Source organism: Pseudomonas sp. 58 R 3 (genome assembly GCF_900006605.1).
GTDB classification, from domain to species: Bacteria; Pseudomonadota; Gammaproteobacteria; order Pseudomonadales; family Pseudomonadaceae; genus Aquipseudomonas; species Aquipseudomonas salomonii.
Genome location: NZ_CVTT01000059.1, coordinates 188,948 through 202,328, shown reverse-complemented (window position 1 = coordinate 202,328; position 13,381 = coordinate 188,948). Strand labels below are relative to the sequence as shown.

Annotated in this window: 16 protein-coding genes; 2 read left to right on the top strand and 14 right to left on the bottom strand. The window is 58.3% G+C overall.

Annotation, left to right across the window (positions count from 1 at the left end; translation table 11 throughout):
* Positions 1–19 precede the first annotated feature (19 nt).
* The 10 genes from tolQ to BFP92_RS17445 all read right to left on the bottom strand — a co-directional run bounded on the left by tolQ (position 20) and on the right by BFP92_RS17445 (position 7,885).
* On the bottom strand, positions 20–715 hold the full coding sequence (gene tolQ, locus BFP92_RS17490; RefSeq protein WP_003209819.1) for a protein TolQ: 696 nt from the start codon (positions 713–715) through the stop codon (positions 20–22).
* A 1-nt stretch (position 716) separates the two neighbouring features.
* Complete coding sequence (gene ybgC, locus BFP92_RS17485; protein WP_065930443.1) at positions 717–1,172, bottom strand: tol-pal system-associated acyl-CoA thioesterase; 456 nt, start codon at positions 1,170–1,172, stop codon at positions 717–719.
* 139 nt (positions 1,173–1,311) lie between these two features.
* Positions 1,312–2,370: a Holliday junction branch migration DNA helicase RuvB gene (gene ruvB, locus BFP92_RS17480; RefSeq protein ID WP_017139814.1), complete on the bottom strand. Its 1,059-nt coding sequence runs from the start codon at positions 2,368–2,370 to the stop codon at positions 1,312–1,314.
* On the bottom strand, positions 2,371–2,982 hold the full coding sequence (ruvA, locus tag BFP92_RS17475; RefSeq protein ID WP_056858571.1) for a Holliday junction branch migration protein RuvA: 612 nt from the start codon (positions 2,980–2,982) through the stop codon (positions 2,371–2,373).
* Positions 2,983–3,049: 67 nt separating this feature from the next.
* Positions 3,050–3,574: a crossover junction endodeoxyribonuclease RuvC gene (ruvC, locus tag BFP92_RS17470; RefSeq protein ID WP_024077147.1), complete on the bottom strand. Its 525-nt coding sequence runs from the start codon at positions 3,572–3,574 to the stop codon at positions 3,050–3,052.
* Between the two features lie 158 nt (positions 3,575–3,732).
* Positions 3,733–4,479, bottom strand: coding sequence for a YebC/PmpR family DNA-binding transcriptional regulator (locus tag BFP92_RS17465; RefSeq protein WP_058422739.1), 747 nt, complete (start codon positions 4,477–4,479; stop codon positions 3,733–3,735).
* A gap of 137 nt (positions 4,480–4,616) precedes the next feature.
* Complete coding sequence (gene aspS, locus BFP92_RS17460; protein ID WP_065930442.1) at positions 4,617–6,392, bottom strand: aspartate--tRNA ligase; 1,776 nt, start codon at positions 6,390–6,392, stop codon at positions 4,617–4,619.
* Positions 6,393–6,499: 107 nt separating this feature from the next.
* A complete protein-coding gene (locus BFP92_RS17455; protein ID WP_017139808.1) occupies positions 6,500–6,721 on the bottom strand; it encodes an FmdB family zinc ribbon protein in 222 nt (73 codons plus the stop codon).
* A 167-nt stretch (positions 6,722–6,888) separates the two neighbouring features.
* Entirely contained in the window at positions 6,889–7,230 is a 342-nt protein-coding gene (locus BFP92_RS17450; RefSeq protein WP_058422738.1) for a ribbon-helix-helix domain-containing protein, read from the bottom strand.
* A 181-nt stretch (positions 7,231–7,411) separates the two neighbouring features.
* Entirely contained in the window at positions 7,412–7,885 is a 474-nt protein-coding gene (locus BFP92_RS17445) for a Dps family protein (protein WP_003193874.1), read from the bottom strand.
* A gap of 412 nt (positions 7,886–8,297) precedes the next feature.
* Here BFP92_RS17445 and BFP92_RS32305 point away from each other — a divergent pair, with 412 nt between their 5' ends.
* On the top strand, positions 8,298–8,900 hold the full coding sequence (locus BFP92_RS32305) for a cold-shock protein (protein WP_003193875.1): 603 nt from the start codon (positions 8,298–8,300) through the stop codon (positions 8,898–8,900).
* Between the two features lie 84 nt (positions 8,901–8,984).
* Here the strand turns inward: BFP92_RS32305 and BFP92_RS17435 are convergent, their stop codons facing one another.
* Together BFP92_RS17435 and BFP92_RS17430 are read right to left on the bottom strand one after the other, a co-directional pair.
* Positions 8,985–9,191: a SlyX family protein gene (locus BFP92_RS17435; RefSeq protein WP_017139805.1), complete on the bottom strand. Its 207-nt coding sequence runs from the start codon at positions 9,189–9,191 to the stop codon at positions 8,985–8,987.
* A 3-nt stretch (positions 9,192–9,194) separates the two neighbouring features.
* Complete coding sequence (locus BFP92_RS17430) at positions 9,195–9,620, bottom strand: HIT domain-containing protein (protein ID WP_065930441.1); 426 nt, start codon at positions 9,618–9,620, stop codon at positions 9,195–9,197.
* Between the two features lie 741 nt (positions 9,621–10,361).
* Here BFP92_RS17430 and BFP92_RS17425 point away from each other — a divergent pair.
* On the top strand, positions 10,362–11,633 hold the full coding sequence (locus BFP92_RS17425; protein WP_056858567.1) for an OprD family porin: 1,272 nt from the start codon (positions 10,362–10,364) through the stop codon (positions 11,631–11,633).
* 191 nt (positions 11,634–11,824) lie between these two features.
* On the opposite strand, the gene BFP92_RS17420 is transcribed toward BFP92_RS17425, so the two are convergent.
* The gene (locus BFP92_RS17420; RefSeq protein ID WP_056858566.1) at positions 11,825–12,667 is read right to left on the bottom strand and encodes a mechanosensitive ion channel family protein; all 843 of its coding nucleotides are present in this window, start codon (positions 12,665–12,667) and stop codon (positions 11,825–11,827) included.
* A 136-nt stretch (positions 12,668–12,803) separates the two neighbouring features.
* On the bottom strand, positions 12,804–13,289 hold the full coding sequence (locus BFP92_RS17415; RefSeq protein WP_003209785.1) for a YajQ family cyclic di-GMP-binding protein: 486 nt from the start codon (positions 13,287–13,289) through the stop codon (positions 12,804–12,806).
* Positions 13,290–13,381 lie beyond the last annotated feature (92 nt).

Here is a 13,381-nt window from a genome sequence, read left to right as displayed (position 1 = left end):
GCCATTGGAAATTACCTGCTTATTCTTCGCTGGTGTGCACTTTACGGTGCAGGATCGCCTGGAATTCATCGGCGAAGGTGTAGTAACGGCTGATCAAGGTTTCGCCACGGGCGGCAAAACGGTTGTAGGCAATTACTGCGGGAATAGCGGCGAACAGGCCGATCGCGGTGGCGATCAAAGCCTCGGCGATACCCGGGGCCACGGTGGCCAGGGTGGCTTGTTGCGCCTGGGCCAGGCCACGGAAGGAGTTCATGATGCCCCACACGGTACCGAACAGGCCGATGTACGGGCTCACGGAACCGACGGTAGCGAGGAACGGCAAGCTTTGCTCAAGCTTCTCTTCTTCACGGGAGATCGCGACGCGCATGGCGCGGGCCACGCCTTCCATGACCGCTTCGGGGTCAACACCCGGTTGCTGGCGCAGGCGCGAGAATTCCTTGAAACCGGCGCGGAAGATCTGCTCTACGCCCGAATCCGGGTCCGGGTTGCTACCGGCCTGGCGGTACAGCTTGGACAGGTCGATACCCGACCAGAAGCGCTCCTCGAAGCTCTCCAGGGCACGTCGACCGGCACGCAGCAGGTTGCTGCGCTGAAAAATCATGACCCAAGAGGTAACCGATGCGGCTACCAGGACCAGCATCACCAGTTGAACCACAACACTGGCATTGCTGACCAGGCTCCACATGGAGGAATGGTCGACGACGGTAGGTTCCACGCTAAATCTCCTGCTTTGATTGTTTACCCGCGCCGCTTACGTGGGCAAAGGCCGCACGTAGAGCTTCGGGAATGGCCCGGGGTTTCAAACTATTGGTGCGCACACAGGCCACCAGGAACTGCCCCTCACAGAGCAGCGTTGCATCCGTTGCCCGCCTGACCTGCTGTTTAAAGCGCAGGCTGACACGGTTCAATTCGATAACTTCAGCGCTGACCAGCAATTCGTCGTCCAGTCGCGCCGGTGCGTGGTAGCGCGCCTCGCTGGAATGCACGACGAATAACAGGTCCTCCCCTGCCAGCTGGGATTGGGCAAAGCCCAGCTCCCGTAGCCGCTCGGTTCGAGCCCGCTCCATGAACTTGAGGTAGTTGACGTAATAAACGATGCCGCCGGCATCGGTGTCCTCGTAATAAACGCGACAGCGATGTGCGAACGACTGATCCCCGTTTTGCGCGCGCATACTCTAGTGCTTACTCCTCAGGTTGCCAATCCGGCTGGGCAACTGTTTTTGCATTCTATTCAGCATTTCTAACGACTGAATGACGACACCAGCCACTAGGACAGCACAAACTTCAGATAAATCGTCTGGCGTGGCGTTATTAATCGTCCACTGCATCAAGGAATTCGTCTACTACAGGCATCTCGCCCAATCGTGACGGAATGTTTAACCCAAAATGCAAATAGGCGTGGCGCGTGACCACGCGGCCCCTTGGCGTACGCATGATGTAACCCTGCTGGATCAGGTACGGCTCCAGCACATCCTCAATGGTATGGCGCTCCTCACTGATGGCCGCTGCCAGGCTGTCCACTCCGACCGGGCCGCCATCGAACTTCTCGATCATGGTCAAGAGTAGACGTCGATCCTGGTGATCGAAGCCGTGCTCGTCCACATCCAGCAGGTTCAAGGCCAAATCCGCCACGGCCTTGGTGATATGCCCCTTGGCCCGTACTTCGGCAAAATCGCGCACACGACGCAGCAAGCGGTTGGCGATACGCGGCGTGCCACGGGCGCGGCGGGCGATTTCAAACGCGCCTTCCGGGTCCAGCGGCAACCCCAGGATGCCCGCCGAACGGCTGACAATGGTCGCAAGATCCGCAGTGCTATAGAACTCTAGACGTTGAACAATGCCGAAACGGTCTCGCAACGGGTTGGTCAGCATCCCGGCGCGCGTGGTGGCGCCGACCAGCGTAAACGGCGGCAGGTCGAGCTTGATCGAGCGCGCTGCCGGGCCTTCGCCGATCATGATGTCGAGCTGAAAGTCTTCCATGGCCGGGTACAGCACTTCCTCGACGATCGGCGACAGCCGGTGAATCTCGTCGATAAACAGCACGTCGTGGGGCTCAAGGTTGGTCAGCAGTGCGGCCAGGTCGCCCGGACGCTCCAGCACCGGGCCGGAGGTGGACTTGATCGACACGCCCATCTCCTGGGCGATGATCATGGCCAGGGTGGTCTTGCCCAGGCCCGGCGGGCCGAAGATCAACGTGTGATCAAGGGACTCGTTGCGCCCACGCGCAGCCTGGATAAACAGCTCCATCTGCTCGCGCACGGTCGGCTGGCCGATGTAGTCGGCAAGGCTGACGGGGCGGATGGCGCGGTCCTGGACTTCTTCTCGGTCGCGCGGGCCGGTGGCCGCGATCAGACGATCAGCTTCAATCACTTAAATCATTCCCTTCAGGGCTCGGCGGATCATGTCTTCGCTGCTCAGGTTCTTGTCCTTGATGGCCGATACGGCTTTGCTGGCTTCCTGGGGCTTGTAGCCCAGGGAAATCAGCGCGCTCACCGCATCGCTTTCGGCACTGGCGACCTGGCCGGCCGGCATGTCCGGCTGGTTCGGTACCAGGGCAAACATGTTCGGCACCACTTCCCAGGCCTTGAAACGGTCCTTGAGTTCGACCAGCAGGCGCTCGGCGGTTTTCTTGCCGACACCGGGCACCTTGGTCAACGCTGATGTGTCCTGGGCCGAAACCGCGCGTACCAGTTCGTCCACTTCCAGGCTCGACATCAACGCCAACGCCAACTTGGGCCCCACGCCATTGAGGCGAATCAGCTCACGAAAGAAGTCGCGGTCGCGCTTGCCAATGAAACCATAGAGCAATTGCGCGTCTTCGCGCACCACCAAATGCGTGTGCAATGTTATCGGCTCGCCAATCGACGGCAGGCGATACAGGGTGGTCATGGGCACTTCCAGCTCATACCCCAACCCATTTACATCCAGAATCAGGTGCGGCGGCTGTTTCTCAGCCAGGGTGCCGCGCAAGCGTCCAATCACGGTTCAGATCCTTAAAGCTTGGGGTCAGAACGCGGCCTGACCGGAAATTACGATTGCGCTGATGCTATCAGAGACGCAGCCGCCCGCCACGACTGCGTGCGGTGCCCAAGCCATGCGGCAAGAGGCTGGAACGCGTGTGCGCATGGCAAATGGCGATGGCCAGGGCGTCGGAGGCGTCGATTTGCGGCTTTGAGGTGAGCTTGAGCATGTGCATGACCATCATCTGCACCTGCTCTTTATTCGCCGCGCCGGTGCCGACCACGGCCTGCTTGACCTGGGTCGCGGTGTATTCGGCGATTTCCATGCCCTCCTCCGCACCGGCCACAATAGCAGCGCCACGGGCCTGGCCGAGCTTTAAGGCAGAATCGGCGTTTTTGGCCATAAAGACCTTTTCGATGCCCATGGTGACCGGCCCGTAGGTCTGGATCACTTCACGCACGCCGCGGTACACAATCTGCAGGCGCTCGGCCAACTCGCCCGCGCCGGTACGGATGCAGCCCGAAGCGACATAGACGCAGCCACGCGGGGTGTGTTGCACCACGCCAAAACCGGTGATGCGCGAACCGGGGTCGATACCAAGGATTAAAGTCATAACGCCTGCGGGTTGGGTAAACACATTTTCTTAAACAGAGAAGATCCAATGTGGGAGCGGGCTTGCTCGCGAAAGCGATCTGCCAGTCCGTATATGAGTTGACTGAAACACCGCTTTCGCGAGCAAGCCCGCTCCCACATTTTGATCTACATCATCCCTCAGACTAGCTGTGCTGCCACTTCTTCCGGGATGTCGGCATTCGAGTAGACGTTCTGCACATCATCCAGGTCTTCGAGCATGTCCAGCATCTTCAGCACTTTCTGCGCGCCGTCCAGGTCCAGTTCGGCGCTGGTGGTCGGCAGCATCACGATTTCTGCGTCGGTGCCTTTGAAACCAGCCGCTTCCAGGGCGTTACGCACGGCGTAGAAGCCCGCGAACGAGGTGAACACATCGATGGAACCGTCTTCATTGGTCACCACATCGTCGGCATCTGCCTCCATGGCCGCTTCCATCAAAGCGTCTTCATCGGTGCCGGGGGCGAACGTGATCTGCCCCTTGCGCTCGAACAGGTAAGCCACCGAGCCGTCGGTGCCCAGGTTGCCGCCGCATTTGCTGAAAGCATGACGCACGGCGGCCGCGGTGCGGTTGCGGTTGTCGGTCATGCACTCGACCATCACCGCCACGCCACCTGGGCCGTAGCCTTCGTAGCTCAGCTCGACCATGTCGTCGGTATCGGCAGCGCCGGCACCACGGGCCACGGCGCGATCAATGATGTCGCGGCTCATGTTGGCGCCCAAAGCCTTGTCCAGCGCCAGGCGCAGACGTGGGTTGGAACCTGGGTCACCACCGCCTTGGCGGGCGGCGACGGTCAGTTCGCGAATCCACTTGGTGAAGATTTTGCCTTTCTTGGCATCCTGACGCTCTTTGCGGTGCTTGATGTTCGCCCACTTGGAATGGCCAGCCATAACACAACTCCGAAAATTCTCTAGAAACCTTATCAATCCCGCCCCAGGCAGGAATTCCCTCTTTTAAACGCAAAGGCGCATCCGAAGATGCGCCTTTTTGACTGCGTACAACTTTATCGCGCTTTCACGCCGCAGCCTTACTCAGCCTTCGGCGTCTCGCGCAGACGGATGTGCAGTTCGCGCAACGCCTTGGCATCCACCACGCCCGGTGCCTGGGTCATGACGTCCGCAGCACTCTGGGTTTTCGGGAAGGCGATCACTTCACGGATCGACTGGGCGCCGGTCATCAGCATCACCAGACGGTCCAGGCCGAACGCCAAGCCACCATGCGGCGGCGCGCCGTACTTCAGAGCGTCGAGCAGGAAGCCGAACTTCTCTTCCTGTTCCGCTTCGTTGATGCCCAACAGGCGGAACACCGCTTGCTGCATCTCTTTGCGGTGGATACGGATCGAACCGCCACCCAGCTCGGTGCCGTTAAGCACCATGTCGTAGGCACGCGACAGCGCGCCGGCCGGGTTGGCTTCCAACTCTTGAGGCGAGCACTTCGGCGCGGTGAACGGGTGGTGCAAGGCGCTGAAGCTGCCGTCGTCGTTCTCTTCGAACATCGGGAAGTCGACGACCCACATCGGCGCCCACTTGCAGGTCAGCAGGTCCAGGTCGTGGCCAAGCTTGATGCGCAGCGCGCCCAGGGCTTCGCTGACGATCTTGGCCTTGTCGGCACCGAAGAACACGATGTCGCCATCGACTGCACCGACGCGGTCCAGGATGGCGTTCAGGTTGTCCAGCGGGATGTTTTTCACGATCGGCGATTGCAGGCCGTCAACGCCATTGGCGCGCTCGTTGACCTTGATGTACGCCAGGCCCTTGGCACCGTAGATGCCGACGAACTTGGTGTAATCGTCGATCTGCTTGCGCGGCATGCTCGCGCCGCCAGGCACGCGCAGGGCGGCGATGCGGCATTTCGGGTCGTTGGCCGGGCCGCTGAACACCTTGAAGTCGACTTCCTTGAGCTGGTCGGCCACGTCCACCAGTTCCAGCGGGATACGCAGGTCCGGCTTGTCGGAACCGTAGCGGCGCATGGCTTCTTCGAAGGTCATGTGCGGGAATTCGCCGAATTCCAGGTCCAGCACTTCCTTGAACAGGTTGCGGATCATTTGCTCGGTCAGGCCCATGATCTCTTTTTCATCGAGGAAGCTGGTCTCGATGTCGATCTGGGTGAATTCCGGCTGGCGGTCAGCGCGCAGGTCTTCATCACGGAAGCACTTGGCGATCTGGTAGTAGCGGTCGAAGCCGGCGACCATCAGCAGTTGCTTGAACAGTTGCGGCGATTGCGGCAATGCGAAGAAGGAACCGGCGTGGGTACGGCTCGGCACCAGGTAGTCACGCGCACCTTCCGGGGTGGCCCGGGTCAGGATCGGCGTTTCGACGTCGAGGAAGCCGTTTTCGTCGAGGAAGCGGCGAATGCTGGTGGTCATGCGCGAACGCAGGCGCAGCTTCTCGGCCATTTCCGGACGACGCAGGTCCAGGAAGCGGTAGCGCAGGCGGGTTTCTTCGCCCACGTCGGAGTATTCATTGAGTGGGAACGGCGGGGTTTCCGACTCGTTCAGCACTTCCAGTTCATAACCCAGCACTTCGATGGCGCCGGAGGCCATGTTGGCGTTTACAGCACCGGCCGGGCGCAGGCGCACCTTGCCGGTGATTTTAACGACGTATTCGCTGCGCACGCGGTCGGCGGCGGCGAAGCTCTCGGCGCGGTCCGGGTCGAACACCACTTGGGCCAGACCATCACGATCACGGATATCGAGGAAGATCACCCCGCCGTGGTCGCGGCGACGGTGAACCCATCCGCAAAGGGTGATTTCCTGACCATCCAGGGTCTCGTTCAGTTGGCCGCAATAGTGGCTGCGCATCATGGTAGTGGTTTCACTTCTCGTAATTCGAAATTCGGTGGAGGCTCGCCTCGTCACCGTACAGTTAAGCAGGGGACGGATAATGCAGGAGCCTGCGCGTAGAGTTCAACTCAGTCTGCTTTGTCGCCGCCCGCCAGATTCTTCTTGGCGCCGGTCTTGAAGTCGGTCTCATACCAGCCGCCGCCGCTCAGGCGGAAGCCCGGCATGGACAACATCTTCTTCAGCTCAGGTGCCTGGCAGGCAGGGCAATCGACCAGCGGCGCGGCGCTGATCTTCTGAATGGCTTCCAACTGATGACCACAGGAAGCACATTGATAATCGTACATGGGCATGGAGATGTCTCGGCGATCAGATCGTAACTGCGCCACGCCCACCCTGTGGATAAGCCGGGGCGCGCAGCAAAGCGCGGGATTATATCTGGTAAATCGACACAGCGCAGCCGGCTTTCTGCCCGAAGCCTGGCCCGCCTTGACGGTGGGCCCGCTTCGCAACCGGCGGATTAATCCAGGCCCGTGGCGCTGACACGATCTTTTAATACGTGGACCACGCACACCACCCGCACCAACCCGCTGAAGTTCTTCACTCCCCCGTAACGCAAATGCACTTCCCGATCGACATACGACAGCAACGCGCTGACTGAACAGGCATTGATCCTGGCTATCTCCGTGAGGATATTCCAATAGATCTGCTCAAGACGCAGGCAGGTGGAAAACCCATTGAGCCTGACCGACCGGGACAATGGCTTGGCCAGTCCCATGTCGAACCCTTTGGCAAAGGGGTCGACCTTTATCTTGTGAAAACCGGCGGTTTCCATCACTCCATTACCCACTCCGCGTGACATACACCTGACACTCCATTGCCAAACAGCAGCCCATGGGTTTCTCCCATTGGGCAGTGGGCCTATAAAACAGCAGGGCGAGAGGAGCAGCCAGAAGACGCGGATTGGAAAGTTGTAGGACAACGCCAGGAAATGCGGAGAAACAAGCGAGCGGCGCCAGGAAGGCGCCGCTCAGGGGGTGCTTTTATTGGTTTTCAAGCAAGGAACGCAGCATCCACGCGGTTTTCTCGTGAACCTGCATGCGCTGGGTCAACAGGTCGGCGGTCGGCTCGTCGCTGACCTTGTCGAGCAATGGGAAAATACCGCGCGCGGTGCGGGTGACGGCTTCCTGGCCGGCCACCAGTTGCTTGATCATCTCTTCGGCGCTGGGCACGCCCTCTTCTTCCTTGATCGAAGACAGCCGGGCATAGATCGAATAGGCTCCCGGTGCCGGGAAGCCCAGGGCACGGATACGCTCGGCAATGGAGTCCACCGCCAGTGCGAGTTCGTTGTACTGCTCCTCGAACATCAAGTGCAGCGTACGAAACATGGGGCCCGTGACGTTCCAGTGGAAGTTGTGGGTTTTCAAATACAGTACATAGGTATCGGACAGCAGCCGTGAAAGCCCATCGACGATGGATTTACGGTCTTCTTCACTGATACCAATATCGATTGCCATGTTTTTCCCCTTCAATTGACGAACATTCATTGATCAGGTGCAGGACCACTCTAGCAAGAGTGCCGGCGGTGTGCAGCCCGGCACCGGCCGGGTGAGATGCGGCAAATTGCCCCGCTCGGCCGACAAAGCCTTTGCACAGCGAGAAAGCCTCTAAATGTCGCGCAAAACAGCCGCACCCGTCTAGGACAAGTGTTTTACGCAGAAATGCTATTGCCCTTGCAACGCCCCGAAATGCTTGATTTGAGTAGGCACAGCCTTTGCTGTTAAATAGGCGGCGTGTGGTTACCGTTCATTTCTGCGGGACACCACATAGGCTGATACCCGCGCACGTGCCCAACGCCTCCCATTGTTCAGAAGCGAACCGTGCCAGTCAGCTCTTCCTTGTGATCCGTCTTAACGTGAGTTAATCAAAATGTTGAAAATCGTCCACCTCCTGACGGGCGTTGCAGCTTTGCTGCTGTCCTTTATTCCGAGTCTGCAGCCTGAAAGCCTGCCGTACCTGGAACAACATGACGCCCTGTACCTGGCCTTGTTCGGCCTTCTTAACCTGACGCTCGCACCGGTAATCCCTTACTGGAACAAAGGCACGCGTCATCAACTGCAAAACCTGGTCAGCGCGCTGCTGGTACTGACCGTTGTCGTGCAAACCCTCACCCTCCTGGCACCTATGCCTGAAGTGGGCGGCCACCCGGCCATCCTGCTCAGCCTGGTGATTGCTGTGGTCGCCATCGTTCTTCACCTGGCCATCAGCTTCTACCGTTCGTCGCCTGCTGCGGCGTCGCAAAACTACGACATGACCAACCGGGATACCGGGACCGTCAAGTGGTTCAACACGTCCAAAGGCTTCGGCTTTATTTCCCGCGATTCGGGCGACGATATCTTCGTCCACTTCCGGGCTATCCGTGGCGAAGGCCATCGCGTCCTGGTCGAAGGCCAGCGCGTGGAGTTCTCCGTCATGAACCGCGACAAAGGCCTGCAAGCCGAAGACGTGATTGCGGCCCTGCCGCGTCGCTGATTCCTACCCGCAGCGCATAAAAAACCGCGATCCGGCTGAGCCGGATCGCGGTTTTTTTATGTGCGGCCATTAATGCCGTGGCTATCAATAATGTGGCGGTGGTGCTTCTTCTTCGGAGGTCTCGAACTGCCCGCCCATTTCTTCCTGGCGCTTGAGCAGCGCCGTCATCTGCATCTGCAGGCGTTCAACCGCACGCTGCTGGGTGACCAGAATGTCATTGAGGGTCTCGATGGTATCGTCCTGGAACGCCAGGCGGCTTTCCAGATCGGTAACGCGGTCTTGCAGGTCCATGATTCAGTCCTGGGTAAAGATGAAGTCGGCAGGTAACAACCCGCGCAATTGGCCGCGAATCGCCGCCACTTGCTCATCGGTATAAGGCCGTGCCGGGTGTTTGCCCCAGACCGGTGCCGGCCAGGCCGCATCGTCACGCTTGCGCACAATGACATGCACGTGCAACTGGCTGACCACATTCCCCAGCGCACCGATGTTCATTTTGTCGGCGGCCAGCCCTTCATTGAGCAACTGCGCCAGGGTGGTCGTCTCTTGCCACAACCGGTGTTGATCGGCGACATCCAGTTGAAACACTTCGCTGATACCGTCGAGGCGTGGCACCAGGATGAACCACGGGTAGTTGGCGTCGTTGGACAGCAGCAGGCGGCAGAGCGGAAAGTCTCCAATGGCCAGTGTGTCTTGTTGCAGGCGTTGGTCTAAGGCGAACACGCGGCACTCCGTTCGGCAGGTCAATTTCAGGTGCTCAGCATACCTTCGAATGCCCAAGGCTTCACGGCGAATGCGGGAGCGTTGAGGCCACTGAGCGAAAAAAGCACGCACCCTTTCGAGGCAGGCAAATATTTGAGCTACGCTAAATCGGGCCTCAGCGGGATGCACCAAAATGACCCACCCGTGCCTCAAAGGGATCCGCCAATTACCCACTCAAGGGGTGAACCGGTAACGCTTTGCCCTGGCACAGTTTTTTTGTACCTCCCAAAAGGTGTTTCAGCGGGGCGTCAAGCCCAAACCAAACGACGTAAGAAGCCCGTGCTTATGCGGTTTTTACACGGCCGTAACGTTTTTCACGAAAAAATGACATTCGGTTACCGCTTTGTGCACGCTTGTTGCATTCACACCCGTATCGTCGGCAACGGCACCCGTTTGGATACGGGTGTTACGCGATAAGAACAGTAACGTTCAGGTGCATTTCAAGGATGAGTTCAAACTTCGCAAGGGGTAGGAATACCGCACTTTAGTTGTCAGCCTGGTGACACTCAGGCTGTGAATTTGCGACAGGGAAATAGCAATTTACGACAGCCTCGTAAAGAAGCTGAAAGGATAGATGAGTAAGTATCGTCAATAGGGTCTGCGTGATATAACTTTGCGCCGACACAAAAAAGAAAGAGCCGCCCAGATAAAAATACAGGTGGGACGGCAGTACTCTTCCTAAAACCAAAGGAGCAAATCACGATGCGCGTGATGAAGTGGAGCATGATCGCCCTGGCTGTATCAGCAGGCACCTCGCAGTTCGCAATGGCGTCCGCCCAGGACGACTCCAAGGGCTTTGTTGAAGACAGCACGTTCAGCATCAATACCCGTTTGCTGAACTTCCGTCGGGACTTCCGTAATAACGATACCGGCAAGAGCTACACCAATGAAACCGGCCTGGGCTTCAACGGTCTGTTCCAGTCCGGCTACACCCAAGGCACCATCGGTGTCGGTGTTGACGTGATCGGCCTGCTGGGCGTGAAACTGGACAGCGGCAAGGGTCGCTCGGGCACTGGCCTGTTCCCTACCGGTGCCGACGGTCGCTCGCAAGACGACTACTCCAAAGGCGGCGGCGCGGTTAAATTCCGCATCTCCGACACTGTGCTTAAAGTCGGCGACCAGTACACCACCGCGCCGGTATTCGCTTCCGACGACAGCCGCTTGCTGCCAGAGCTGCCGCAAGGTATCTCGATCACCAGCAACGAGATCAAGGGCCTGAAACTCGAAGGCGGTCACTTCACCTCGAGCGTGGCACAAGCACAGACATACCGTGACAGCCTGGGCCTGACCAAAACCGACTTTATCGGCGGTGTCTATGCCCTGACGCCGGAAGTCAGCGCCAGCCTCTACTACGCGAAGACCGAAGACTACTGGAAGAAAACCTACGCCAACCTGAACTGGACTCACGCGCTGAGCAACGAACAGTCCCTGGCCGTTGACTTCAACATCTACAGCACCAAAAGCGACGGCGCCGGCCTGCAGCGCGCAGAAAAAGACAACACCACCAAACTGGATAACCGTGCGTACAGCTTGCAAGGCGCGTACACCATCCAGGCTCACACGTTCACCCTGGCCTACCAGAAAGTCAGCGGTGACGGTGACTACGGCTACGGCGTAGACGGCGGCGGCACGATTTTCCTGGCCAACTCCATCGCCCGTTCCGACTTCAACGCTGAAGACGAAAAATCCTGGCAAGCTCGCTACGACCTGAACATGGCCACTTTCGGCGTGCCAGGCCTGAGCTTCATGACTCGTTATGTCAGCGGCAGCGGCGCCAACACCGGCACCACTTCGAACGGCAAAGAGTGGGAACGCGACATCGAAGCCAAGTACGTGGTTCAGAGCGGCCCGGCAAAAGACCTGAGCCTGCGCGTTCGTCAAGCGACCTATCGTTCGTCTGATGGCGTGTACTACGGTTCGGCGTCGATCGACGAACTGCGTCTGATCGCGCAATACCCGCTGAACATCTTGTAATTAGCGGTTTAATTACAACGATGACTTAAGGCGTAAGCCTTAACTAAAAAGCCGCTCCCCTGTTTTGCAGGGGAGCGGCTTTTTTATTTCAGTTTGATTACACAAGAAAAATAACTAGCAAGCTAAGTAACTATGTTGGCCTTACCCATCGAACTTGACCTATCGGCCAAGTTCGACAATCTGCCGCTTAGTTATTTGGCAAGCGGTTCTTGCATCACGCGAATAACTCGCTGCGGAAACGGAATATCAATACCCGCCCCTTTCAAACGATCACGCGCCAGTTCATTGAGCATAAACACTACATCCCAATAATCCGGGGTATTGGTCCAGCAACGCAGGGAAACAGTGATCGAACTGTCACCCAGGGTCGACACCACGGCCGCAGGCGCCGGGTCAGCCAGTACGCGTGGGTCTTTGGCCAGCTCCAACAGCACTTCACGGGCCTTCTGCAGATCGGCTTCGTAGTCGACACCCACATCAAACACTACTTTGCGGGTCGGCTGACGGTTGGTGTTGGTGATGATGCCGTTGGACAGAATGCCGTTGGGCACGATCACGGTCTTGTTGTCGCCGGTACGCAGCACGGTGTGGAAGATCTGGATGCTATCGACAGTCCCGGACGTGCCCTGGGCTTCGATCCAGTCACCAATGCGGAACGGACGGAACAGCAGAATCAACACGCCACCGGCGAAGTTAGCCAGGCTGCCCTGCAACGCCAGGCCGATAGCCAGTGTAGCGGCACCGATCGCAGCCACGAACGAGGTGGTGGCCACGCCGATCATCGAGGCCACGCTGACAACCAGCATGACTTTCAGCGCAATGTTCGCAAGGCTGGTGATGAAGTGCTGCAACGCCAGGTCGGCGTTACGGATGGCCAGCAAGCGCCCCACACGGTGGGTCAGTACGTTGATCAGCCACCAGCCGATGGCCAGGGTGATTACCGCGAGCAACACGCGGCTGCCGTATTCCATGATCATGGGGATCCAGGACTGTGAGGTCTTGATCAGGTGATCCATTTCAGCGTTTAAATCCATCTATCTTCTCCTGTTGCGCGGATGTGCGGCTTAATTGACTGCCTTAAAACGCAAATGAGCCCCGAAGGGCTCAAGTGTAGGCACTGTTTCCGGGGCGTGGGACGTTAAAAACGCGCACAGGTTCCCCAATGTGCCATCAGTCGCGGAAGTTATTGAACTGCAGCGGCATGTCGAAGGTCTTGGCGCGCAGGGCGGCGATGGCTTCTTGCAGGTCGTCACGCTTCTTGCCGGTGATACGTACCTGCTCACCCTGAATGGCAGCCTGGACTTTCAACTTGGCATCTTTGACGTGAGCGACGATCTTCTTCGCCAGCTCCTTGTCGATACCTTCCTTGAGCACGGCTTCCTGCTTCATCAGCTTGCCGGAGGCGTAGGCGTCCTTGATTTCAAGGCACTGTGCGTCGATTTTGCGCTTGACCAACGACAGCTTGAGGATCTCGATCATCGCTTCCAGCTGGAAATCGGCTTCAGCGGTCAGGTTGACGGTCAGTTCCTTTTCCTTGAACTCGAAGCTGCCCTTGCCCTTCAAGTCATAGCGACGGTCCAGTTCCTTGACGGCGTTTTCGACGGCGTTGGTGACTTCGTGTTTGTCCAGTTCGGATACCACGTCGAACGAAGGCATGTCATTTCTCCAATATAAGGGGCGGGCTCAGTAAAGATGGAGCGCGCCCAAGCTAAAATGCCGAGGCATTATAGCGGTTCTTTCGCACCATT